At 31.1% G+C, this 25,435-nt stretch carries 18 protein-coding genes and 1 other annotated feature; of the genes, 3 read left to right on the forward strand and 15 right to left on the reverse strand.

What is annotated here, in order from left to right:
- Window positions 1–318: 318 nt before the first annotated feature.
- From GXK57_RS08100 to GXK57_RS08115, 4 genes are all read right to left on the reverse strand, one after another.
- A complete protein-coding gene (locus GXK57_RS08100) occupies window positions 319–981 on the reverse strand; it encodes a hypothetical protein (RefSeq protein WP_160674174.1) in 663 nt (220 codons plus the stop codon).
- 201 nt (window positions 982–1,182) lie between these two features.
- Window positions 1,183–2,397 (reverse strand): O-antigen ligase family protein, encoded by a 1,215-nt coding sequence (locus GXK57_RS08105; RefSeq protein ID WP_160674177.1) that lies wholly within the window; start codon window positions 2,395–2,397, stop codon window positions 1,183–1,185.
- 222 nt (window positions 2,398–2,619) lie between these two features.
- A complete protein-coding gene (locus GXK57_RS08110) occupies window positions 2,620–3,660 on the reverse strand; it encodes a nucleoid-associated protein (protein WP_160674180.1) in 1,041 nt (346 codons plus the stop codon).
- Window positions 3,661–3,676: 16 nt separating this feature from the next.
- Complete coding sequence (locus GXK57_RS08115; protein WP_160674183.1) at window positions 3,677–4,174, reverse strand: hypothetical protein; 498 nt, start codon at window positions 4,172–4,174, stop codon at window positions 3,677–3,679.
- 383 nt (window positions 4,175–4,557) lie between these two features.
- Here GXK57_RS08115 and GXK57_RS08120 point away from each other — a divergent pair, with 383 nt between their 5' ends.
- On the forward strand, window positions 4,558–5,118 hold the full coding sequence (locus tag GXK57_RS08120; RefSeq protein ID WP_160674186.1) for a CYTH domain-containing protein: 561 nt from the start codon (window positions 4,558–4,560) through the stop codon (window positions 5,116–5,118).
- Between the two features lie 249 nt (window positions 5,119–5,367).
- Here the strand turns inward: GXK57_RS08120 and GXK57_RS08125 are convergent, their stop codons facing one another.
- Entirely contained in the window at window positions 5,368–6,099 is a 732-nt protein-coding gene (locus GXK57_RS08125) for a CPBP family intramembrane glutamic endopeptidase (RefSeq protein WP_243156392.1), read from the reverse strand.
- Between the two features lie 151 nt (window positions 6,100–6,250).
- Here GXK57_RS08125 and GXK57_RS08130 point away from each other — a divergent pair, with 151 nt between their 5' ends.
- Entirely contained in the window at window positions 6,251–6,847 is a 597-nt protein-coding gene (locus GXK57_RS08130) for a TetR/AcrR family transcriptional regulator (protein ID WP_160674189.1), read from the forward strand.
- Between the two features lie 308 nt (window positions 6,848–7,155).
- Here GXK57_RS08130 and GXK57_RS08135 read toward each other — a convergent pair whose 3' ends face one another.
- The 9 genes from GXK57_RS08135 to GXK57_RS08175 form a co-directional block, all read right to left on the reverse strand.
- A complete protein-coding gene (locus GXK57_RS08135) occupies window positions 7,156–7,698 on the reverse strand; it encodes an NADH peroxidase (RefSeq protein WP_160674192.1) in 543 nt (180 codons plus the stop codon).
- Between the two features lie 361 nt (window positions 7,699–8,059).
- On the reverse strand, window positions 8,060–9,601 hold the full coding sequence (locus GXK57_RS08140) for a response regulator (RefSeq protein ID WP_160674195.1): 1,542 nt from the start codon (window positions 9,599–9,601) through the stop codon (window positions 8,060–8,062).
- A 13-nt stretch (window positions 9,602–9,614) separates the two neighbouring features.
- Entirely contained in the window at window positions 9,615–11,423 is a 1,809-nt protein-coding gene (locus GXK57_RS08145) for a sensor histidine kinase (protein WP_160674198.1), read from the reverse strand.
- A gap of 110 nt (window positions 11,424–11,533) precedes the next feature.
- A complete protein-coding gene (locus tag GXK57_RS08150) occupies window positions 11,534–13,177 on the reverse strand; it encodes an ABC transporter substrate-binding protein (protein ID WP_160674201.1) in 1,644 nt (547 codons plus the stop codon).
- A gap of 95 nt (window positions 13,178–13,272) precedes the next feature.
- Window positions 13,273–14,169, reverse strand: coding sequence for a carbohydrate ABC transporter permease (locus tag GXK57_RS08155; protein WP_202127696.1), 897 nt, complete (start codon window positions 14,167–14,169; stop codon window positions 13,273–13,275).
- A 10-nt stretch (window positions 14,170–14,179) separates the two neighbouring features.
- Complete coding sequence (locus GXK57_RS08160; RefSeq protein ID WP_243156393.1) at window positions 14,180–15,154, reverse strand: ABC transporter permease subunit; 975 nt, start codon at window positions 15,152–15,154, stop codon at window positions 14,180–14,182.
- Window positions 15,155–15,487: 333 nt separating this feature from the next.
- On the reverse strand, window positions 15,488–16,966 hold the full coding sequence (locus GXK57_RS08165) for a glycosyltransferase family 39 protein (protein ID WP_160674204.1): 1,479 nt from the start codon (window positions 16,964–16,966) through the stop codon (window positions 15,488–15,490).
- Window positions 16,967–17,317: 351 nt separating this feature from the next.
- Window positions 17,318–18,367, reverse strand: a complete 1,050-nt coding sequence (locus GXK57_RS08170) for an LCP family protein (protein ID WP_160674207.1) — start codon at window positions 18,365–18,367, stop codon at window positions 17,318–17,320.
- 304 nt (window positions 18,368–18,671) lie between these two features.
- Window positions 18,672–20,408, reverse strand: a complete 1,737-nt coding sequence (locus GXK57_RS08175) for a methyl-accepting chemotaxis protein (protein ID WP_243156394.1) — start codon at window positions 20,406–20,408, stop codon at window positions 18,672–18,674.
- A gap of 517 nt (window positions 20,409–20,925) precedes the next feature.
- Window positions 20,926–21,143, forward strand: a binding site (T-box leader).
- Between the two features lie 155 nt (window positions 21,144–21,298).
- On the opposite strand from GXK57_RS08175, the gene leuS reads away from it, so the two are divergent.
- Complete coding sequence (leuS, locus tag GXK57_RS08180; protein ID WP_160674210.1) at window positions 21,299–23,749, forward strand: leucine--tRNA ligase; 2,451 nt, start codon at window positions 21,299–21,301, stop codon at window positions 23,747–23,749.
- A gap of 51 nt (window positions 23,750–23,800) precedes the next feature.
- Here the strand turns inward: leuS and GXK57_RS08185 are convergent, their stop codons facing one another.
- A complete protein-coding gene (locus GXK57_RS08185) occupies window positions 23,801–25,243 on the reverse strand; it encodes a HAMP domain-containing sensor histidine kinase (protein WP_160674213.1) in 1,443 nt (480 codons plus the stop codon).
- Window positions 25,244–25,435: the final 192 nt, after the last annotated feature.

The following is a 25,435-nucleotide window of genomic DNA, read 5'->3' on the forward strand; positions in this document are numbered from 1 at the left end:
GTTATTAGTGTGTATACCATCTCCTATTTTAAGCCTATGTATATCCTCTGGTAAGCCAAAGAAATACTCAGGACTATTTACATTCATCCCTTTTGTTGCAAACCAATCTTTAAATTTTTCTGACAACCCATGATGAATTTCCCCTGTTGAATCTGTTCCATATTTTCATCAAATCCCCTTCTTCAATTATGAACTTTTAAAACTCCATTCAAAAGGTCTTTCCTTACGTTTTGTAGTTAGTGTTTAATTTAACTTATATTACATAATTCATTTTTAAAACTTTGTTCTTTATTTACCTTAATGACTTACTCCTTTTTCTTAATGATCTAAAGGAACTTTAAAGTCACTTAAAGGATATTTAGTTCCATTATCATCTATAAGATCTACTTGATACTCATATTCCTTATCTGAGGCTATATCTTTATCTAAAAACAGATTTCCTTCTGCTTTTTCTACTACAGTCTTATAATTTCCCTCACCAACAACTCTTCTTGAAATTGTATAGAACTTTAAGAACCCTATCTTGTCCCAATCTAATTCTATACCTTTAGCCTCTCTTCTCCATCTCAACTTAACCTGAATGCCACTATTATCTTGCTTATTTTCTAAAGCTTTTAGATCTTGTGCTACTACAAGCTTAGTTACAGTCTTATCCTTATAAGAAGCTGTCAAGTAAGAGATACCAGTTCTCACAGCTACTAACTTTTTATCTTCTATAGTAAAATCCTTTTTATTACTAAACTCATATTTAACACCATCTTTTAGCTCTATAGTGCCTTTTTTATAAACACCATAGGTCTTTAAATCCACCTTATTACCTACATAGATATTCTTTGAAGAAAGTTCTATTTTCAATCCAACTAAATCACTGTCTTCAACCGCTAAAGCTGCCAAAACTAGTTCAGACACAGTTACAGTAGTTAAAACTGAGACTAAAAACATAATCACACAATTTCTTAAAAAACTTTTAAAGCTTTTCATAAAATCTCCTTAATAAAAATTAAATTATTTAACATCATATCCTGCTCTATCCAAAAATAGCAGACTTATTGTATCAAAAACACTTCTACCTTACAAGTTATTTTTAATTCAAATTATACTCTCATTAATAGTAAAAACAGCACATTGAAAGTCTTCTACTACTTTCAATGTGCTGCTCCTTATTAAACATTATATTTTCAATTAGCTTTCTATGGAATCAATATTATAAGCTAAGCTTACGAATAAGATGAAGTTAAACACTACTTTAGGTGAAAAGAATAAATCATCTACAAAATTCATAACTAAAAAGCTTACTACAGAAACAAAAAATCCAGCATAAAACTTATTCACTAGCCCTGTACACTTATTTCTTACAGAGAATAATTTTCTGAGTATCTCTAAACATAATATGATAAATAAAACTCCGCCTACAACACCTAATTCAGCAAACATTTTTATATAGCTGTTATGAGGAGGTATAGGTTCAGGCTCAACAATCTGAAGTTCAGGAAATCTTTTAACATAATCTTTAAAGTTAACTATAAAGTTTCCACTTCCCACACCAAAGATTGGATGTTCCTTTAGCATTTTACCTGCAGCACTCCATAATCTTTGTCTACCCAAGTTCATTTCTGCATTGCCAAACTGATTTATACGAGCCATTATATTAGGATTAAAAGGCAAGTACGCTATTGGTATTATGTAAACAAAAATAAACTTCCAATTATATAGTATAGCAATAAGTACAGCACCTAAAGCTAATGCAATCCAGGCACCTCTAGAAAAAGTCATACCTATGTTAACAACTATAAGGACAGATAAACCTGAGTATAGTATCCTTGTTAATCCCTTTGATCTCATAGCTATCATTATTGCGGGAAAAATTGCAAGTACTAAATATGCACCAAGTGTATTAGGATGTCCAAGAGTTGCCTTAACTCTTGCAGTAGTAAGTATGTATTGTATACTTTCATTAGGTTTATAATGCTGTATAAAGTCAGCTATCCCTAATAAAGAAACTATTAAAGCACTTATCATATACCCGCTTATTATACCTTCAAATAACTTCTTTTTATCTATTCTAAATCTTATCAACAAATAGACTCCGAAGTAATACACAAATCTTACAGCTTCTTTTAATGCACTTACACTACTTTTTGCATAAAGTGATGATAAAGTCATAAGTACAATAAGAGCTAGGAAAAGTAACGTAAATCGATCAAAAACTACGCCCTTAAATTTTTCTTTAAATTTCTTTCTTTCATCTTTCAAGAATAAAAGTTCAATTCCATAAATAAGTCCTGCTAATAATATTAATAAAATAAGCAACCACTCTATCTTTGAGTTAGGTGCAAGAGGAAGAAATATTATATATATTAAAACAAGAACAAGAATTAAAAAGTCATTTCTCTTCATATTATCCTCCACGTTTTTATAACTTTTTCTAATTAATTTTACACTCCTATACATTATAAAGTCAAATTAATTGGATGTTCATATATTTTTTATGTAGATAAGCTTTCTCAAAACATAGTATACATAATTTTATCTTGAATTAGTTATGGAAAATAAAGAAAAAATAAGACTCTATGTTAGAATCTTATTTTTATTTATTATATTAGCGCTATGTATCTTAGATTACTTTTCAATATAATTGACAACATGCTTAACCACAAGATTTATACTTCCATCACCATTTCTTTGTATTTCAAATCTTTGAGGATCATGATACGCATCTTCTGTTATGTATAAATCTATATCCTTGTCAATCTTAAGTCTAACCCTTTTAAGCTTTTTCTCAACCCACTGTTTATCTACAGCTATCTCTTCATCGAGGCCTTGCGCTGACACAAATTGACTAAAGCTTTCTTTAGTCTGAGGTTCTTCCTTAAAAAGTTCGTGAGATAGCTCTTGAACATTTATGGTATCTTCTTCTTTTAATTTTGCTTTTATGGTGGTTCTTATCTTTTCAGCCTTATCTGCATCTTCTGTTATATTATTTCTAGTCCAAGCTTCTGCAGCTTTTACAAAGGTTTTGGTCATATCTCTTTCATTGGTAACTATAGAACACCCAAGATAATTATTTATGAAGTAGTTGGATCCATACTCCTCTTCTTCCTTAGACTTCTTTTGCTTATCTATAACCATAAGATTAATAGCATTTTCATCTATTATAGGTTTTATAAACGCACATTTTTGAAGTCTTTGACTACTTGCTGGAAGCCCTGAAGCCTGCTCTATTATGTCTATTCCAATCTTTTCTTCTATAAAATCTATCTTGTGAGTAAAATTTCTTACATAATCCATCTTCATTATTGCAAGCATTGGCCCTTGGTCTGTGCTTATAGCTACTACTATAAGATCGCAGGATGGTATATTGCCATTGCCCTTCATAACTGCAAACATTTGCCTTGCCAGTTCCTTTGACACAGAAACAATGTCAGAATTAATTCCACTTAGATAATCTTGAGAAACTTCCTTTACTATATTTCTTTCTGCATTAAATACCGCATACTTAAGTTCTTCATCCTTAAAGGCTCTCTCGATATGCCTATATAAAAACTTATATGTGTCCTCATTTAGTTCAAGCCTATATTCATTTAATATAGGTTCGTCTCCATTTGTATCTAATATATGAATTACTGCTTCCACTATATTTATGTCATTTACGTATTCCATCTATTCACCTCTGGTACTAGTTTTTCTTTACCACCTTCGGATTGAATAAGTAACAAACATTTACAAAATCTTGATTAGGTGCAAAAACAAGCTGTGATTTTTGATTTCCTTCTGTTATTACAGCCACATAAACCTTATCTTTGTTCCCTTCTGGTATTGCATTTATTATCTTCGAAGGCTTATTATTTAGCTCCTTATATTCGCTACCGTCATATGGAGCCAAAAGCGAAACTTCCTTCATACTAAAAGACAATTTTCTTTTTCTTGTCTTAGTTTCGTATATAACATCAACGTCTACATCACCGTTAGTTATAACGTACTCAAATTCAGTATAGAAGAATCTTTTCACATAAAAAAGTATACCTGTAATTAATGCAAGTAGCAACCCTATTATAATGTTTCCAAGCATTAAATATAATAATGCCATAGCACCAGTTATGAACATAAGTACCTTTACTATTTTGTATTTTCCTACATTTTCTGCTTTGACTAGTTGTTCTTTAAATTGATCCATATAACTTCCCCCTAAACCGTTATTTTTCCTTATCTCATTATAACACAAAATGTAATCCTTTCCGTAAGGATTTTTATTTTGTGCAAATTAACTAAAATCTAAATTATTTCTTATATATTTCATACAATAGCATTTTTCTCAAGCATTGATATCACAACCTAAAAACTATATTTACTTTGGTATAATACTTAACCTTAAGTCTAAAACATATAAATTAAGATATAACTAAAATCAAATGACTAACCGCTTAATTTAAATATAGAACCTTATAATAGCCTATTTTTTTATAATTATCTCATAATCAACATTGAACTTTATACGTACTTTGATAAACTATATATATGTATTTTTATATTTTACAAATATAAACTTAGGAGGCAAACATGCAAGAATTAGAAACAAGAATTTTAGATATTAATGTTGAATACATAAAAAGAAAAATGGTAGATTTGGGAGGTTACAAGGTTAAAGATGAAGACCAGATAAACAAGATATTTGACTTTACTGACAGAAGGTTACTTTCTGAAAAGGGGTATGCTAGAGTTAGAACAGTTAGCGACAAGCTTAACAATAAAATAGTGTATTTCATGACCACTAAGAAGATGCTATCTCAAGAAAAATATAAGATAATGGAAGAAAATGAAATAATCGTTGATGATGGTGATACTGCTGAAAAGCTATTTTTATCTTTAGGCTTAACCCTAGTTGAAACTATAAAAAAATCTAGAGAAAGCTATAAATACAAAAATACTTTAGTTGAAATAGATATAAATGATAAAAGCTATTGTCCTTTTCCATACATAGAGATCGAAACAGCTTATGAGAATGAGCTTAAAGAAGTGGTTGAAGCCTTAGGTTATAGTATGGAAGATACTACTTCTAAAACAATTTATGAGATTTTAGAGGAAAGAGGCCTTTCTAAAGGAACTCAAAAAGGATTATAGAATATATTACCACACTATAGTTATCCAACTTCACCTGTTAATTTATGCATTACCATTGATTCCAGAAGCCAGTATTATCAAAAATGTATAAATTAAATTTTCATAAAAAATATATATTGTAATTGCGACAATCCAATTTAAAAAGATATAAAAAAGGACAGGTAAAACCTGTCCTTTTTTATATTAATTACAGGTGTTTTTTGTGGAAGACATAATTGTTGCATGAGTCTTACGGAGTCCGTGAAATTTCTATTTTACCAATAATGTCATATATGACACCACCATTGTAAATTGACCTACGCAATGCACTAATATTCCTAATTTTAGAGAGTCTTTTTTATATACAAAATAGCATAATGGTAACATCATAGCAATCTTTGTAATAATAGCCCAAGGTGAATAAAAGTGGTAAAGTGAAAATAATATTACATTAAATAAAACACTATATTTTCCCATCCACTTCATTCTAGCTAGTAAAAATCCTCTGAAGTAAAGCTCCTCAATAATTGGTACTATAAGTGTAAAAATGAAGAAGCTTACTAAAATTGCTATGATGATATAATTTTTACTAAACAGACTCAGATCTTGATCAAAATTATACCAACTTGGAATCCAACTAAATACAGTTTTTAACAAGTAATTTTCAAGTGGCTTTACAGCAATTAAAAGTATCAATCCTACTATAATCGATAAAAGAAAGTAAAGTATAAATACTTTAGACTTCAATTTACCCTTTAAACCTAGTATTTTAAATATATTAAAAGTTCCTTCTTCCTTCTTTGATACATAAAATAGATATCCAAGTTCTATGGGAATTGTTGAGAAAATTATAGAAAATCCTAATACAACTACCCTGGGATATTCTGCTAAAACTCCCGCCTTCGAAAAAAATATATACATAATGCTTAGCGCAATTCCAGGGAACAAATGAAGAAATATAAGTTTCCCTATGTTTCTTATTTCTTTGTTTTTATTCAACATTACTCCTCCTTAAAGTTTTGAAATTTAATGGTTAATATTTCATAATTATATATTTCTTAAATACTATAGTCAATAAATTTTGAAATATTATATATATTATTTCAAAACATGTTATAATAATTATACAAATTACTCAAGAGGAGCTTTTATAATGAACAAATTCGAAATAAGAACCAACAAAAAAAAAGAAGCTATTTTACAAGCAGCTCTGGATTTATTTCGTATAAACGGTTTTGTAAATACAAATATAAAAAATATCGCCGCTTTGGCAAAAGTATCCCAAGTCTCAATTTATAATTACTTTGGCAGTAAAAACCTTTTAGTCAAAGAAGCTATATCATCCTTAATGGATGATATGATTAAAACTGCAGAGGAGATCCTCCTTCAGCCTCTCTCCTTCAATGAAAAAGTAAAAAAGGCTCTTTCACTTTGTTCTGAAGATATTGGCCACTTAATTGAGGAATTTTTTTCAGTAGCTGCGTTGGAAGATCCTCAGATGGTGCAAGCTATAGTTGACACCCTTAAGGACAAAAAAAATCAACTTTACATGAAATATATCGAGCTCGGAAAGGCGGAGGCCTGCATAGATACCTCGATACCCACCGAAACTATTTTAAATTTTTTAAATGCTATCGATTATGCAAGTAATACTACAGTTAATCCTGACCACAATGCAAATAATCGGGATGATATGTTGAAACTAGTATTACATGGGTTGTTAATACATAAGGATTTAAGACAACAATGAGCATAAAACTGCGAACTTACTTCAACAGGCACAGCTAAACTTAACTTAATACAAATAATTAAAAGCCCCTCATATAAAACCTTCTGGGGACTTATTTTAACCTATAAATAATCAAATAATAATGGCTGCAACACCCATTATATACAAGGATTTCAGAAATGATGCTGTGTACAATATGCTTTTTATAATGCGTAGATCTATAAAAATAAAGGTTGTGTACACACCATCGTACACAACCTTTTATACTAATATTACCGCTTTTATGGTTTATGCTAATTAGACAAAACCTTTGAAAGCCTGATATAATTCTATGCGAAATATCTTTCTAATAAGCCCTTGAAAGCTTTTCCGTGTCTAGCTTCATCTTTGCACATTTCATGAACTGTGTCATGGATTGCATCTAAGTTTAATTGCTTAGCTAATGTAGCTAATTCTTTCTTACCAGCAGTTGCACCGTATTCAGCTTCAACTCTTGCTTCAAGGTTCTTTTTAGTATCAGCAACTACTACTTCTCCTAATAATTCAGCAAACTTTGCAGCATGTTCAGCTTCTTCGAAAGCTATTCTCTTATAAGCTTCAGCAACTTCTGGGAAACCTTCTCTATCAGCTTGTCTGCTCATTGCTAAGTACATACCAACTTCTGTACATTCTCCAGTGAAGTTAGCTCTTAAGCCTTCTAGTATTCTTTCGTCAACGCCTTGAGCAACACCTATTCTGTGCTCATCAGCCCATACTAATTCTCCGCTTTGTTCGTTGAATTTTGCAGCTGGTGCTCCACATACTGGGCATTTCTCTGGAGCAGCTTCTCCTTCATAAACATATCCACATATTGTACATATAAATTTCTTCATTGTAAAATCCTCCTCTTAATATATATATATTTGAAATATTATTTGATAACTTCCTTACAATCCATATTATATAATAATTATTATTTGTTGTAAAGACTTTTTCCAGAAATTTTTTCATTAAATAATAAACATAACCAATATATGAAATAAAAACACTAGAGTTTTCTATGTAAACCCTAGTATTCTAAACACTTATACCACATTTCCATATTAATATTTTTTAATTCACTTATAGATAATTATTTTCAATTGATAATTAATATTACCATTTTAATAGTTATTATTTCTTAAAACAAGTTTTATATTAAACAATATAACTATAAGCTGTTCAAGCAAATTGCTATTCATAATATATATAAGATTAATGCACAAAATTCTTTTCCTTAAATTCTTGAGGTGTTATTCCAGTTACACTTTTAAAGGCCTTGGTGAACTGCTTAGAGTCAGAGTATCCAACAGCCTCTGCAACCTCATAGACCTTAAGTTCATGGTGCTTCAATAATTGCTTTGCCTTATTAACCCGTATGTTTCTTAAGTAGGTTATAAAGTTTTCTCCTGTATGTTCTTTAAACACTTGTGAGAAATAACTATAGTTAACAGAAACTACATTTGATACTATAGTTAGTGATAAATCCTTATCATAGTTACTGTTTATATATTCTATGGCCTTTCCTATAAAACTTTTATCACATAAGGCTCTTCTCATCTCAAAAAGCAACTCATCTAGATAAATAACTATATCCTTAAATTCATAATAAAAGTCTCTATAGCTGTCAAAAGCTAATATATTATTTACACCTTCAAGCTTATTCTTAAGCTCTATGTTATGCAGTAACTGCTGCTCTAAATATATATTTATATGCTTTAATAAACTCTCACAGGATTTTTCTAAATATACTATCCCATGATGCCTAACTACTTCTTCTCCAAATATAGTGTGAAAAAGCTCCAATATCTTATCTACTTTTTTAGTTCCTATTAAATTAAATAATTTTTCTATTTTATCATTAGGTAAAATTAACTTATCTTTCTCTAGAATAGAATCATATATTATGACTTTTTTATTCTCTTTATATAATATGTTGCTTTTTAATGCAATAGTAGCATTTCTATGACCTACCCTAAAATTAATAAAACTATTAAGTTCATTACTTACACCGCAATAAAAACTGTACTTTCTATTATTGTTTACCCAACCTCTTATATCATTAATTATACTTAGATCATTTAATATAATATTTAAACAGCCTTGATTATCTACAAATGCACGTGCTCCTTCTTCATCTTTAATTATAGTTTTAATGAATTCATCATACTTTTCATTTCTCTCAACTTCAGGAATCTTCATAAGATCTTTATTAAACAATGTAGCTAAGTGATAGGATTTTTCATTAATACCTTCACATAAGCTAGACATTTCAGTTCTAACCTCTTCATCGCTAATCCTTTTGTTTAAAAGCAATATATTAAACCTATTGTTCACATCATTTATAAGAGTAATATTCTTGCTGTTGTACTTTTCAATAGACTCAGAATACTCTTTTTCAATCTTTTCTATACAATCATACAGCTCATCCTTCTTAATAGGCTTTAGTAAATAATCTCTTGCCCCGTATCTCAAAGCCTCCACAGCATAATTGAAGTCATCGTAACCACTAAGCATCAACACCGGAACTTTTCTGTCTTCTTTACTGAGGGTCTTAAGAAGCTCAATTCCATCGTACTCAGGCATCCTTATATCCGTAATCACAAAAAATATCTCTTCATTCTTAAGCCTTTCATAAGCTTCAAGCCCGTTAGAGCATAAAATAGTCTCATACTCCTTACCATATCTTCTATTAATTATTGATTGCAATCCAGTCCTTATAAGCTTTTCATCATCAACTATCAAAACCTTTTTCAAATACCTCGCCACCTTATCTTGGTAATTTTAGTATTATCTTAGTAAAACAGTTCTTTCTACTTTCAATATCTATTCCATAACATGGCCCATAATATATCTTAATTCTCTCATAAACGTTCTTCATACCTAGTCCATGTTTCTTATTTTCCTCGCTGCTATCTAAGAAACCTTTTAGTTCTTCAAGTGATTTTTCATCTATACCACAACCATTATCAACAATAGTTATGTAAGTGAACTCCTCATCTTCTTTACCTTCAATAACTATACTGCCATCTTCTTTTCTAAGCTTGTTACTAAGTCCGTGCTTCACTGAATTCTCAACTAATGGCTGCAAGGACAACTTTAAGACTTCCTTGTCCATTAGCTTTTCATCTATATTAATTTTTAGATTTATATTATAATCAAATCTTATTGCCATGAGAGAAATGTAATTTTTAATATGGTTTATTTCTTCAAACAAAGGAACATAATCACGCTCCCACTTCATATTGTACCTCATCATTTCTCCAAGGCTAGCCAAGGAATCAGATACAGTATAGTTCTCTTCAATCTCAGCCATCATCCTTATATTCTCTAAAGTATTGTATAAAAAGTGTGCATCTAGTTGGTTCTTTAAAGCCTTTAACTCAGCCTCTTTTGTTATTGTCTTTTTAGTTATACTATCTTGTATCAAAACATTTATCTTATTTACTAACTGCCTAAAATGATGAGCTAAAAGACCTATCTCATCATTGCTATACACAGGTATATCCACATTTAAATCTCCACCACGTACCCTCTTTAAGGACTTAATTATTATATAAAGTCTTCTTAGTATTATATTTGTTATATAATATATTATTAAAGAAAGTATGCCTATTAATAATATGACTCCAAACACTACTAAATTTCTAGTATATTTTATACTACCATTTACCTTATCTAGGGCTATTATACTTACAATATAGCAGCCTTCTAAAGGTGCCTCTTTATATACCGCTTTGTAAGTACTAAACCCCTCATTAAAGGATATTATCCCACTTGTTCCTTCAATCTTATCTTGAAAAATCTTAAAGAACTTATTTTTATTGAAATTAGTATTTTGCTCAAAAGCATTATCGTTGTTTCCGTAAATCTTTCCGCTTTTATTTACTAGTAAAATCTCATTGCTATCATCCTTTGGATTCTCAAACATCTTTGGAAAAAAGCTTTTCGAAAGCATATTTACCCTAATAATCCCTATGTGATTATTTTCTGGATACTTTAACTCTCTATTTAAGGAAACCACCAGATCTGGATTTCCATCTGTACTAGTAACCGCCTTATTGATATCGTTATCATAGTGATTTATATCCCAGTAAACTCTAGTTTTGTTTTCAAGAGTCTTTTCATACCAAGGGTTATCCTTTATTCTATTTTCTCTATAAATCAAAGGCCATATCTCATTTACATTATCATTGTCAGTGAATATGTTTATACCTTTAACTGTTGTATTATTGTTTTGCAGATTCAAAATCTCTTTATAGGTTGTACTATTGAATTTTACAAGCTCCTCAGTAGTGTACTCACGGTCACTGGCTATAAATCCAAGCATTTCTTTATTACTTATAACTATTTGCGCGATATTGCCCATTATATCCATGTTTCTAGCCATATTTTCATATTCTGCCTCTAGCCTATAATGGTTTTGTTTTATTATATCCTGAAGATTTCTATCTTGAATGGTTCGAAAAGAAACAGTAGCAAAAACTACTATAGGTATGGCAATTATTGTGACATATGAAATGAGAAACTTCTTTACCAGGGTCATATCGTTAAATTTGATTAAAAGTCTTTTTATCATCTGGCACCCCCATTTAAAGGTTTTCATATTAATTATATCACAATATTTCCATAAAAAGGTCTGTAAGGTGTCAGTCCAAACATAAAATTCAGACCAACACCTTATTATAGTTATTTAATTCCTAACTTTTTCTTGTTGTTTTCATATTGTTTTTGTTTGTAAGCCATTACCTTGTCAAAACCAGCTTCGTCTCTCTTCTTTTTGAAGTCTGCAAACATACTGTCAAACTCTGAATCTGATTTAGCCATCAATAACTTAGGAAGTGTAGCTCCAAAAAGCTGCTCTATCTTTGTGTTAGCTATTCCTTCAGCATTATCTCCTGTTGGCTTAGTATTATCAAACACCGCATAACTTACAGTTTTACCTTTTGTCCAATCCTCCATTGCCTTAATAGGTGCTGTTGATGGTGGTGTCCATTGTAGCTGTAAATTGGTATCCATAAGCATCCAATAAGTATAAGATGCACCATATTGCTTATCAAAGGCAGTTCTATCAGTATTTAATAGGTTAAGAACCTCTGGTTTAAACTGATCTTTACCATCTATAGTGTCATAAGTAACACCTTTTTCACCTAGGAATAAATCCTTATTTCCTTCTTCACTTATTAAATAGCTTAAGAATCTTATAGCTCTCTTAGGATCTTTACAGTCCTTTGAAATAAGAGTTACTGTCCATCCTGCCAAGCTGTCTCCTGCAAGTTTAGGAGTTTCTTTCTTTGAATTTTCTGGACCATCTACAGCTATATATATTGAGTTAGGGTCCTTCTTATATAAGTTCAATTGCTGTGTAGCCATATCTGATCTCTGGTATAACATAGCAAAATATCTACCTTGATTAATTTTCTCTTCCATTTGCGCTCTTTTATCTACAAATATATCTTTTGACAAAAGACCCATTTCATTAGCCTTTCTGAAGGTCTTAAGCCAAGTCACATACTCTGGATCAGTTTGTCTATCATAAAACTTTCCATCCTTCTCCATAGGTATAGCTAAGAAGTTTTGAATATAGGCATCTAAAGAATAATTTCCTGTGTCATTAAATTCATGTAAGCCTATTGGGATTAGCGGTTGTCCATTAACAGTTCCAAACTTCTCCTTAGCAGCTTTTAATGCGTTAAGGAAGCCTTCTGGAGTTGTCATATCTGGTTTTCCAAGTGCTTCATACATGTCTTTTCTTACTAAGAAGGTTTGATTAGATGGTTTCTTTTCCTTATATTTATCAAAGTCATCTAAAGATGAAGATGCATTTGGATACTCATATACATGTCCATCATCTTGCTTATACCAAGCAAGCTTCTGTGGATTTGCAACTTTGGTAAAATACAAATCATATTTCTTTGACAACTCATCTAAAGGTGATACCAGACCGCCTTCAATCATAGTCTTTATTGCAGCAGCTGATTCATTACAGTCTAAAGTCAGCATATCTGGAAGTTTACCTGAAGCAATCATAGTATTTACTTTTTCAGTTTCATTTCCAGCTGGTGTTATAAAGTTTATACTAACACCTGTTTTCTTAGTAACATACTTTGATACAGCATCATCCTGCCATTTTTTTGCGAACCAAGAAAAGTTCATATACCAATCAAGAGTTACAGGCGATGTATCTTCTTTCCAACCTGGCTGATCTGCTGTTAATTTATTAGCATCATCAGCCTTATCTGCTTTTTTGTCACCACAACCAGTAAATAGAGCTATGCTCATTACTGCGGTTAACCCAATGGCTAAAGCTTTACAAATTTTCTTCTTGACCATACTTATTCCCCCCATATATTTATAAAATTTATATAAATTTCTGATTATAGGATTTAGATGTTATGATAAGTTTAGTTGTATTTAATCAGAAATTGCTAACCCTTTACTGAGCCTAAAAGCATTCCTTTTACAAAATATTTTTGAAGAAATGGATAAACACAAACTATTGGGAAGGTAGTCACTACCATAGTTGCTAGTTTTATAGTTTGTTGAGTTACCGTTGTTGCACCTACTGCACCAGGCATATTTGCACTGACAGAATTGGCACCGGCCTGAGCTACAACTTTATAAAGATAAGTTTGTATCGGCTGTAAGTCATTCTTGTTTATATATATCATACCTGTAAAGTAGTCATTCCATTGATAAACACCGTGAAATAGAGCTATTGTCGCAATTACAGGCAGTGATAGCGGTATTACTACTCTTACAAATATCTTAAAATCACTGGCACCATCTATTCTTGCCGCCTCCTCTAAAGAAGCCGGAATCTGACTGAAGAACGATTTAAATATGAGTAAATCATAAAAGCTAAAGGCTGCAGGTATTATATAGACTAAAAAGTTATCTAAGAGTCCTAAGCTTTTAATAAGTAGGTACAGCGGTATCAATCCACCGCTAAAGAATAATGTTATAAGACCTAAGGTAGTATATATATTTCTTCCTATCAAATCCTTTTTTGATAAAGCATAAGCAACCATGGCAGTAAAGAACACATGAACTACTGTCCCAAGTACGGTTTTAGCTACTGTAACTCCTAAGGCCTTAACTATTCCTGAGTTGCTAAAAACAGCTACATAGTTCTGCAAGGTGAACTTTCTTGGCCACCAATATATCCCTCCACGCATGGCATCTTGTCCCTCATTAAAGGAATTTATTATGGTATACCAAATTGGATAGATAGTTATAAAACAGATTACAAGCATGATTAGTATGTTTATAGTATCAAATATAGCTTCACTTTTAGTTCTACGTTTCAAAAAATTTATCTTCATACTCTGCCTCCTAGAATAATGATGTATCATTTAACTTTTTACTTGCAAAATTAGCGCTCCAAAGTAGTATAAATGCTATTACTGACTTAAACAAACCAACTGCTGTTGCATAAGAGAATCTTGCCTGTTGTAGACCCATTCTGTATACATATACATCTAAAACATCACTGGCACTAGCATTCAATTGGTTCTTAAGCACCATTATCTGGTCAAAGTTTGCATTTAGAAGTCCGCTTACTGCAAGTATAAAGAGAAGTGCGATTGTTGGTTTTATACAAGGCAAAGTTATACTAAACATCTTTCTAAGTCTTCCAGCCCCATCGGTTGTAGCAGCTTCGTATAATTCAGGGTCTACTCCTGCTATAGCTGCAAGATATATTATGGCAGACCAACCTATTTCCTTCCACAACTCTGATACTACTGCTATCTGCCAAAAGTATTTTGGTTCTGCTAGATAGCTTATAGGTTCTTTTATTATGTGTAGATCTTTTAATATTGTATTTAATACTCCAACATCTGAAAGCCAATTCATCATTATTCCACCAAGGATTACCCAAGATAGAAAATGTGGTAGATAAGATATAGTTTGTACAAATTTTTTAAACTTTATTGAGGTAAGTTCATTAAGTAGTAATGCAAAGATTATTGGAAGCGGGAAGCATACTAACAGCTTAAATAAACTTATTCCCACTGTATTTTTCATTACATTCATAAAATTATCATCTGCTAAAAATTCTTTAAAGTATTGGAGCCCTACCCATGGAGCCTGTGAAATAGGTTTTATTATGCTGTATTTTTTAAAGGCAATAACCAACCCATACATAGGTATGTAAGAAAATATAATCATCCATATAACGCCAAGCCATGCCATAACTTGCAGTTGCTTTTGGTTCTTAAGCTTTAGTTTTAACCTATCAGACTTGCGTCTGAATGGTGTGTTATTTTTAGATTTATTTATTACTACTGCTACTCCTGGTTCCTGCATTGTTTCTCCCCCTTACTGCACCGTTTACAAGTATTATTCTACATTGGTTTTAACGTTTACATAAGTGATTGTTTTTTGTTTTTGGTGTCATTTTTTTGGTATCTATTTTCCTTATTTAAAGATATATCACTTCAATCTCAAATATATTTCAAAGGTTCCTTTCGGATCTGAGAGCATTTTTAAATATTAATTGGTACATATAATAGCACAAAATGGAGCTGTCAAAACAGCTCCATTTCTATTTCCAATTTATTTAATTGAGAATATATTTATGAATATGGTTAAAATAAGTGGTTCTACAAGAGATTTTACATGTAGAACAGTTATACTTCTCTATCTATATGCTGTAATAATATTTTTATCTGAATCCAAAATCTTAAGCTTATTTTCTTTAATTATCTTTTCAGCCTCATCATTATTATTAAGAAATATAACGCTATTCTTTTTTGATTTTAAGAATGCTTTCACTCCACCATTTTCAGCTCTTCCATCTTTATACATTTCTAAGGCTAAAATATTTCTTTGATTCCAATCCGGTCCTCCATACTGAAGAGGTGTGTATATATATACCTGGTAATCTTTTATAGATATTTTAGCATCTCTTATATATTCTTCTAACACATCTCTAGAAGAATTTCTTAATATGCTCAAAAGCTTATATTCATAAATTCCACCACAAGTAATAATAGCAACTATTAAGATTATAGGTATAATGCTTCTTTTAAAAGTACTAATACTCTCCTCGGCAAGAGCACCTAACAATATAGCTAAAGGTGGATAAATACTAACAATATACCAACTTAGTTTTGTCTTAGCTATAGAAAACATTAGCAACGGTACAATAATCCATAGTATAATACCAATATACTCTGAAAAGTTCGATTTTAAGCACAAGACAAATCCTCTAGAAGCTATCAAAATAAGTATAAGAATAAAGATAGTAATTATATAAATTATATAATTACTGTATAGCAGTTCTAAATAATAGTTCCAGGGCCCAATATGCCCTTCTAAGGCTGTGCTAGTTCTTGAAAGCAAATCATAATTTATCATTTCCTTAATAAATCTATACCCATCATACCTTACTCTAAAAGTGCCCCATAAAAATATAGGTGTAAAACTGCATAAAAAAAATATAATCCATTGTTTTAAATTAATCTTTATTATTAGCTTTGTTGCAAGCAAATAACATCCTACTACACCTACTATAGCAATTGAATGCCAGCTTTTATCTAAAAATGCCAAAGAAAAGGTTAATCCAGATATGTAAATAAACTCAAGTTTATGGTATGCATATATGCAACCAATTACTGCTATGGTAAAAAGCAGAACATATAAAGAATCAGCATCGGCTGACCTAGCGCAATGGGCTCTAAAAAACTGTACAGACGTAGCCATAACCCCTGACGATATCAAGGATGCTATTCTACCAAATCTTTTATAAGTAAACACTGCTACTAAAAATATAGTACATAAAGCACTTAACACTGAAAAGAATCTAAGTCCTACCAAATTATAACCAATAGTTTTAAATCCTATTATGATTGCCCAGTAGCTTAGCGGAGGTTTTAAATTATAATAATCATTTTCGTAGTTAAAGGTATTAACTATATAATTATTATTTTTTATCATCTCGTAGGCATTTATGCCATGCCGTGCCTCATCCCAATCATTTATAGGTTCCGTACCTATTTTATAAAATAGATTTATAATGATAACTGCAAATACCATCATTATAAGTACATAATAATATTTATATAAAAATCTCTTAAGCCTGTTTTCATAAGAATTACTATCTTTCTTTACGCTCACGCTATCACTCTCCACAGTATATATGCCATCGCCTAGCTTTAGCTTATTTAATTACTATAATTATAGTTATTACTATATATAGATTATTACCATAGATTGAAGCTTTGCTACCTATAAAATTTAATTTTCACCAATATCATATAATTACTTCAACCCCCGTATTCAGAAAGCGTGATATATTTAGATATTACCATTGAAATTAATTGGTTATACAGGATGTGCCATATGAGCTAGCTATTAGCGCAAGCATCGGATGATTAAACACTTAATTAGAATTCGATAATCTAAACCACAAAAAAATCACTAATTACAGATTAATTAGTGATTTTTTCTATATCTACTCTTTATTTTTTACTTTATAGAGTTAGGATCATAGTCTTCTTCGTATATAAACTTATGTAATGCTTCTAGATTAGGTTCTTTATCCCAGCCTAAGAAATATGTATTTCTTACATATATAGTTCCATTATGTCCATCTATAGGTAGTCTTAATTGGTCTACCTTACTCATCTTATTTAGCAATATATCCTTAGATAAACTTAATATATCACCTTTATCTAAACTTGTGTTTACATCCGGAAGTATTTCTCCTATTGCATTATTTAAATCCAATATATTCATCTTAGACATCTTTTCAAATACCTTTGTTAATACAGTTCTTTGTCTCTCTGTTCTTTGGAAATCCATATCTCCTACATGCCTTATTCTAGAATATCCTACCGCTTGTTTACCGTTTAACAACTGCATTCCTGATTTAGTAACATAAGTTGGGTTAACTTTTTCAATTTTAGCAACCTCACCCACATATCCGTTTAAATCACTCATTTCAGCAGAAGAAACATTAATCTCTACTCCACCTATTTTATCAATAATCTTCTCAAGTCCAAAGAAATCTACTTCCACAAAGTCCTTCATATTCATTTTAAAGTTTTCATTTATAGTTTTTAAAGTAAGAGCAGCACCGCCATATTGATAGGTATGATTTAATCTATCTTGGTTTAAACCCTCCATAGGCCCATGTCCAGTTGTAGTTACAATCATATCTCTCATTAGTGATGATAGTTTTATTTTATTATGCTTTTTATCTATAGTTGCTATCATCATAGAATCAGAACGAGAACTTTCATTAGGATCTCTTGCATCTACTCCTAAAAGTAGAATGTTTACATACTCTTCTTGAAGCTTTTTATTTTTTTCATTATATATATTTTCATCAATTCCTAAACCCTTATTGTCCGTTGGTAAAGTACTTACCTTAACTTTAGAAAACTGACTACTAAACATATAATATGGAACCCCTAGAATCAGCGCAATTACAACAATAAGAATTGTTAAAACTACTAATATACGCTTTTTCTTGCTGGTAACCTTCTTCACATTTTTCTTATCATGCTTCCCCATAATACTTTTCTCCTCTTGTATTAAAATGTCAATTAATTATAGCACAACTAAATAGTGAATACACTCTACAATAATTACATTTATGTATCATATTTATTACATTATGCAAAAATATATAAATTTATGACATCATAGATCTTTTTATTGCATTTATCCTTAAGAATATTGTTGAATTCGAGTAGTTATAAAAGAAAACAAACCATATTTACCTAACAAGTGTTTTGCCAACTTTAATTTAGAAATACATATAAAAAATTCGCTAAAGTCACTTTAGCGAATTTTTTATATGTATACTATGTAATTTCTATACTCTAAAGCCTGAGGTAATTTCTTTTAGCTTCTTAGACATCTCGAATAATTCATCTGTAGTTCTTTCTATTTCGGACATAGCACTTAGCTGTTCTTCTATACTTGCACTCATGTTTTCTGTTCTTCCAGCTATATCGTTTGAAGTTGAAGCTAGATTTCCTATTGCTTTTTCTATTTCTTTAGTACTTCTCGCCTGTTGCTCATTGGCGTTATCTATCTGCTCTATTTCAGTTGCAATACTTTGTATATTATCTATTATATTTTGTATTGTTTCGCTTACTTCAGTAGCCTTAGCTACTCCAAGAGCAACCTTACTTTCAACTTGACTTACTGATTCTACAGCGGATGCAGATTTCACTTGGTTATCCTTTACTAGCTCTGCTATCTCTCTAGCTGCATTGTTACTTTCATCTGCTAGCTTTCTTATTTCATCAGAGACAACATTAAAGCCTTTTCCTGCTTCTCCAGCTCTTGCTGCTTCGATTGCTGCATTCAATGCAAGAAGATTTGTCTGCTCTGATATAGAAGTTATTATCTTTATTATGTCTCCTATCTTCTTTGATGAGTTATCTAAATCATTTATTATGGATGAGACTTCCTTAGAAGACTTAGCAATTTCTGTTATAGAAGACACTATCTCGTTTACCTTATTCTCTCCATCTTCAGCTGCTTCTTTTGCTTTTCTACTGTTATTAGTAGTATTCTTACTTGCAGTAGCTGTCGCCTCTGAGAAGCTTGCAGCTTCTATTAGACTAGCTGTTGTTTCTTCTGCTGCGGCCGCACCATCTGCAGTTGAAGACGATATTTCCATAACTGTTCTTGATATCTCCTCAAGACTTTCAGTTGAGGTAGTTGTAGCTACACTTAACTGATCACTAGAGGTTGAAATAGTATCTGCTGATATCGCAACATCTTTTATTATTCCTTGAAGCTTGTCCATGAATAAATCAAAGTTCTTACTCAAGTCTCCAATCTCATCTTTACTAGCATAGTTGATTCTTTGAGTTAAATCACCATTACTTTCATTTATATCTTTAAGCTTTGAAGTAACCCTTCTTACAGGAACCGTTACTGCTCTTATTATAACTAGAGATAAGATAATGCTTATTAAAGCAGAAGCCCCTATTATTACAATTAGTACTGTCTTTGTATTTTGATAAACTACCTTGCTGCTTTCATATGTAGTTTTTGCTTCTGCTGCATGCTTATCTATTACTTTATCGAAATCTTTAATTAATATCTCTCTTATTGATTCAAAGTTTGTCATAGCTGTAGGAGGTCCTTGTGCCTTATCACCTTGAGCTCCTTGCTGTCCCAATACTCTTTCACTAGCTTGCTTTTCATTTTCTGTTATAAATGCAGCTTTGTCCTCAATAAAGCTTTTATAATCTGCTATTAATGTCTTAAAGTCAGAATCTGAGCTGTATTTATCCAAAGCCTCGCTAACAGAAGTCTGAAGCTTTTCTATATTTGCCTTTGTTGTTGTAATAACACTTCCATCTGTTTCATCTCTAAGAGAATTAGCATCATATCTTATTGCATCCACATCTGTCTTTAAATTCTCTAATTCTATTATAGGCGTAAGCCTTTCATCATTAAGCTCAATAATCTTAGAATTTAAGTCTGACAGCTTCACTATAGAAGTCACACCTATAATTGCAATAAAGATTAAAAAGCTAACAGTAAGTACCATCATTTTTTGACCTAATTTCATTTTGTTTAAAATTTTCAACCTGTCCACACTCCTCGATGACTTTTTTAATTAGTTTTATATTGTATAGACATATTTCTTAATAATTAAATCTATCAAAATAAAGCTTCTTAGATTCATCTACAGCTATATTTTGATTCTAAAGATTGAATAAGTATGTCTTAGTACATGTATCACTTCATAATAAAACTTATACTTTCGGTTTGAAATGTTACACCTTTATATATCGTAAAATAAAACAATTTCTTAACTTAAGTAAGTTAACAACTTAATACAACGCAATCAACTATTTCATCATATATGCTGGTAAAGTCAAAAGCGGAACATATACCAGCATATATAATTTAATATTTTTTGTTTCCTGCTTATATTTATTGTACATATAAATTTTCAGATTAATATCGAACAATTATGTGAAATATATGTGATTTGTATACAATCGTATATAAAAGGCTATTAATAAAAATATATGAATACAATAAATTATGATTATTGACTTACTAGCTACAAAACTGTATAATATCGTATAAATAAATATATTAAAGCTGTGAAATGTAGTAGTAGTATTAAATTCATCTTCAGAGAGCTGCGGGTTGGTGAGACGCAGTGATGTAAAGATATGAACTCGACATGGAGCATACCTGAAGAAAATCAGGTACGGTTTTTCCGTTATAATATTAAGTGAGAGCAGTAGATATTTAACTATGTATTGCTCTAATAAGAGTGGTACCGCGAACTATACCCTTCGTCTCTTTTTCATAGACGAAGGGTTTTTTTATTCTTAAAAAGACAGCTATGCAAATAAAATTCACTAAAGAATATTGCTTAAGCAATTATTTATTCTTTATGAATTTATATGATATTTCACTAAGAATTCTTTGATATCTTGGTGCTTTAAGGGAGGAAAAGTAATGGGAAAGTACAGTACAGCCACAGATAAAAAGTGGCAAAAGAAATGGGAAGAAACAAAACTATACAAATTTGACAAGGATAATTTAGATAAAAAGCTTTATGTGCTTGAAATGTTCTCATATCCATCAGGAAGCCAGCTTCATGCAGGTCACTGGTTTAACTATGCACCAGTAGACTCCTGGGCTAGATTTAAGAAAATGCAAGGCTTCAATGTATTTCAACCAATGGGATTTGATGCCTTCGGTCTTCCTGCTGAGAACTATGCTATAAAAACTGGAATACATCCTAAGGATTCTACTTATAAAAATATAGAAACTATGGAAGAACAGTTAAAAGCTATGGGCGCTATGTTCAACTGGGATAACGAAGTAGTAACCTGTTCTCCTGAATACTATAAGTGGTCACAATGGTTATTCTTAAAACTATATGAAAAAGGATTAGCCTACAGAAAAAAAGCTCCTGTGAACTGGTGTCCTTCTTGTAACACAGTTCTTGCAAATGAACAAGTAGTTGATGGTTCCTGTGAAAGATGTGGAACAGAGGTTACAAAAAAGGATCTTACTCAATGGTTCCTAAAGATAACAGATTACGCTGACGAATTATTAGAAAAACTTGATACTCTTGATTGGCCAGAAAAGACAGTTTCTATGCAAAAGCATTGGATAGGAAAATCAACTGGAGCAGAGGTTACTTTTAAAGTTAAAGATTCCGATATTAAGTTTGATGTTTTCACAACCAGAGTAGATACTCTTAACGGAGTAACTTATGTAGTTTTAGCTCCTGAAAATCCACTAGTTGATGAGCTAACTAAAGAGGAATTTAAATCTGCTGTTGAAAGCTACAAGGAAGAAGCTAAAAAGCAATCTGATATCGAAAGACAGTCAATAACAAGAGAAAAAACTGGTGTATTTACTGGCTCTTACGCTATAAATCCTATAAATAACAGAGAAGTTCCAATTTGGGTTGGAGATTATGTACTTGCAACCTATGGTACAGGTGCAGTAATGGCCGTTCCTGCTCATGATGATAGAGATTATGCTTTTGCAACTAAATATAACCTTCCTATTGAAAGAGTAATAAACTCAAAAAATGGTGAAGGTGCTGAACTTCCATATACAGAATACGGTGTTCTTGTAAATAGTGGAGAGTTTGATGGTTTAACTACTGAAGAAGCTAAAGTTAAAGTTGTTGAAAAGTTAGCAAAGAACGGAACTGGAGAACAAAAAGTAAACTTCAGACTTAGAGACTGGCTAGTATCAAGACAAAGATACTGGGGAACTCCTATTCCAATAGTATATTGTGAAAAATGCGGTACTGTTCCAGTGCCAGAAAAAGATCTACCAGTAGAACTTCCATACAATGTAGCATTTACTCCAGATGGAAAATCACCACTGGCAAAGAGTGACGAGTTTATAAACACTACTTGTCCTTGCTGCGGAGGTTCTGCAAAGAGAGAAGCAGATACTCTTGATACCTTTATATGTTCTTCTTGGTATTACTTAAGATACCCAGATAACAAAAACAGTGAAAAACCTTTTGACACAGACACAATCAACAAGATTCTTCCTGTAGACAAATACGTGGGCGGCCCAGAGCATGCTTGTATGCATCTACTATATGCAAGGTTTATCACAAAAGCACTTAGAGATATGGGATATGTTAATTTTGATGAACCATTCAAATCCTTAACCCATCAAGGCTTAATCCTTGGAACAGATGGGCTTAAAATGAGTAAATCAAAAGGAAATACAATTTCTCCAGATGACTATATATCTAAATACGGTGCTGATGTATTTAGAATGTACCTAATGTTTGGCTTTGCCTATACAGAGGGTGGAGCATGGAGTGATGATGGAATAAAGTCAGTTCATAGATTTGTTGAGAGAATAGAAAGAATCATAGAAACCTCTAAAGAATTGATTGACTCTGAAACCAACAAAAAGACTTCTATAGATAAGGCAGAAAAAGAACTTAACTATTGGAGACACAACTCAATAAAAGCAGTATCCGATGACACTGAAAAAATGCAATTTAATACAGCTATAGCTAGAATGATGGAGTTTATAAATGCTTTATCTAAATATACTCAAGAAATTGAGATAAACGCTACTTTCCTTAAGTCTGTATTAGATGACTATTTGAAACTACTTGCTCCATTTGCACCTCACTTTGTAGAAGAAAACTGGGCACTACTTGGCAACAACTTCTCAGTATTTAATGAAGCATGGCCAGTATTTGATCCAAAGGCGCTTATAAAAGATGAAGTTGAAATAGCTATACAAATTAACGGTAAGATAAAATCTAAAATAGTTATTCCAAGCGATTACAATGATGATCAAATAAAAGCAGCTTCCTTAGAAGATGAAGCAATAAAAAATGCTACCGAAGGAAAGACTGTGGTTAAGGTTATAGTAATAAAGGGTCGTTTAGTTAATATAGTAGTAAAGTAATAATAAAAAAACACACTGAATCTATTTTCTTCAGTGTGTTTTTTTATATTGCTAAAATAAGTCTGAGAACTCTATCTCTTTACTTTCACTATCTATAAGATTCTTCATGGAGTCAATACCTAAATCCATCTCTTTATTATCTGGTAAATATACCTTAAAAGTACTTCCTTCATTAACTTTGCTTTCCAATACAATTTTTCCATTGTGCATTTCTACAAGCTCTTTTACTAAAGATAGCCCTATTCCACTACCTTCATTTTCTCTTACAAGGGTGCTAGAAACTCTTGTAAACCTATCAAAAACTTTATCTTGCATATCCTCTGGAATACCTTCTCCATCGTCTTTTACGCTTATAACAATATACTTTTCTTCCTGTGATAAAGCTACTTCAATATTACCACCAGCTTTTGTATACTTAAATGCATTAGATAATAAATTAAGCATTATTCTTTCTATTTTTTCACTATCAAAAGCTAACATTTTCTCTTCAAAATCCGTATCAAATATTAATTGTATTTTCTTTTCATGCGCTGTATCCAGAGTCGATAATGTTAGTGACTCAATAAATTCAACAATGTCATAACTTCTTATATTCAACTTCATATAACCTGTATCTATTGCACTTATATATATGAAGTTATTTACAAGCTTTATAAGCCTTCTAATGTTTACTTTCATGCTAGATAGGTAATTTCTAACAGTTTCTTCATTTTCATTAAGGTCAGTATATTCAATTAACTGCAAACTACTATATAGAACATTTATAGGAGTTCTAAGCTCATGTGATATATTAACTATGAATTCATTTTTTATCTTATCTACCTCATAAGCTTCTTCTAACATAATGTCCTTATGCTCAACCTGACTTCTTAATTCCATAAGCTCCGTATTCATATTCTTTTTAGATTCCTCTATAGAAATAGCTATAAGCAGCAACGATAATATAAAACTTTGCAGTACATAGGCTACTAAATCTATTTTAAACCTACTTATATCGATGAATATATTTATTATATAATAAATGATTTGCAAACTTGAAAGACTTATAGCAACTAGTCCAAAAGCTCTTCTACTGACTATATGCCTATATTTCATGAATTGTATACCTATATATATGTATATTGACATCAAAAACACCTTATGTATAAAGCTACTTACTGAACTGCAATTATATGTAAAAAATACATCTATAAGCATAACTATCGTCATAATGGTTATGTATTTATTCTTTATAGGTTTCTTTGAAAACTCAAGTATTGCTATATAAATAATAAAATGGCAGGAAAAAAAGAAAAAAACAGCTAATCCTTTAGCCAAACTATTTCCATAAACTTCACTAAATAAAGTAGACACCGTAGTTAAAATACCTATAATATGACTTAAAGATATATATCCTAGATATTTCTTAGGCTCTATGATGTTATAAACCATGAATATCATGGCAAAAATAGCATACGATACAATAATTATAATAAAATAATTCAAACTTCCCATACTTCATCCTTTACTATGATAAAACAAAAAATTTTAATACTTTCAAATTATAACATAATACTAAAAAAAATTACATAATTGTGTATAAAATATAATATTTCATTTTTATGCATTTTAAAAAGGTAGCTAAAACTATTTTTTCAGTGAGCTTTTTTGCGCAAGCTCATCTAAGCATCGGATGACTGGCCACTT

The organism is Clostridium sp. C8-1-8, assembly GCF_009928445.1.
Taxonomy (GTDB): domain Bacteria; phylum Bacillota; class Clostridia; order Clostridiales; family Clostridiaceae; genus Clostridium_AR.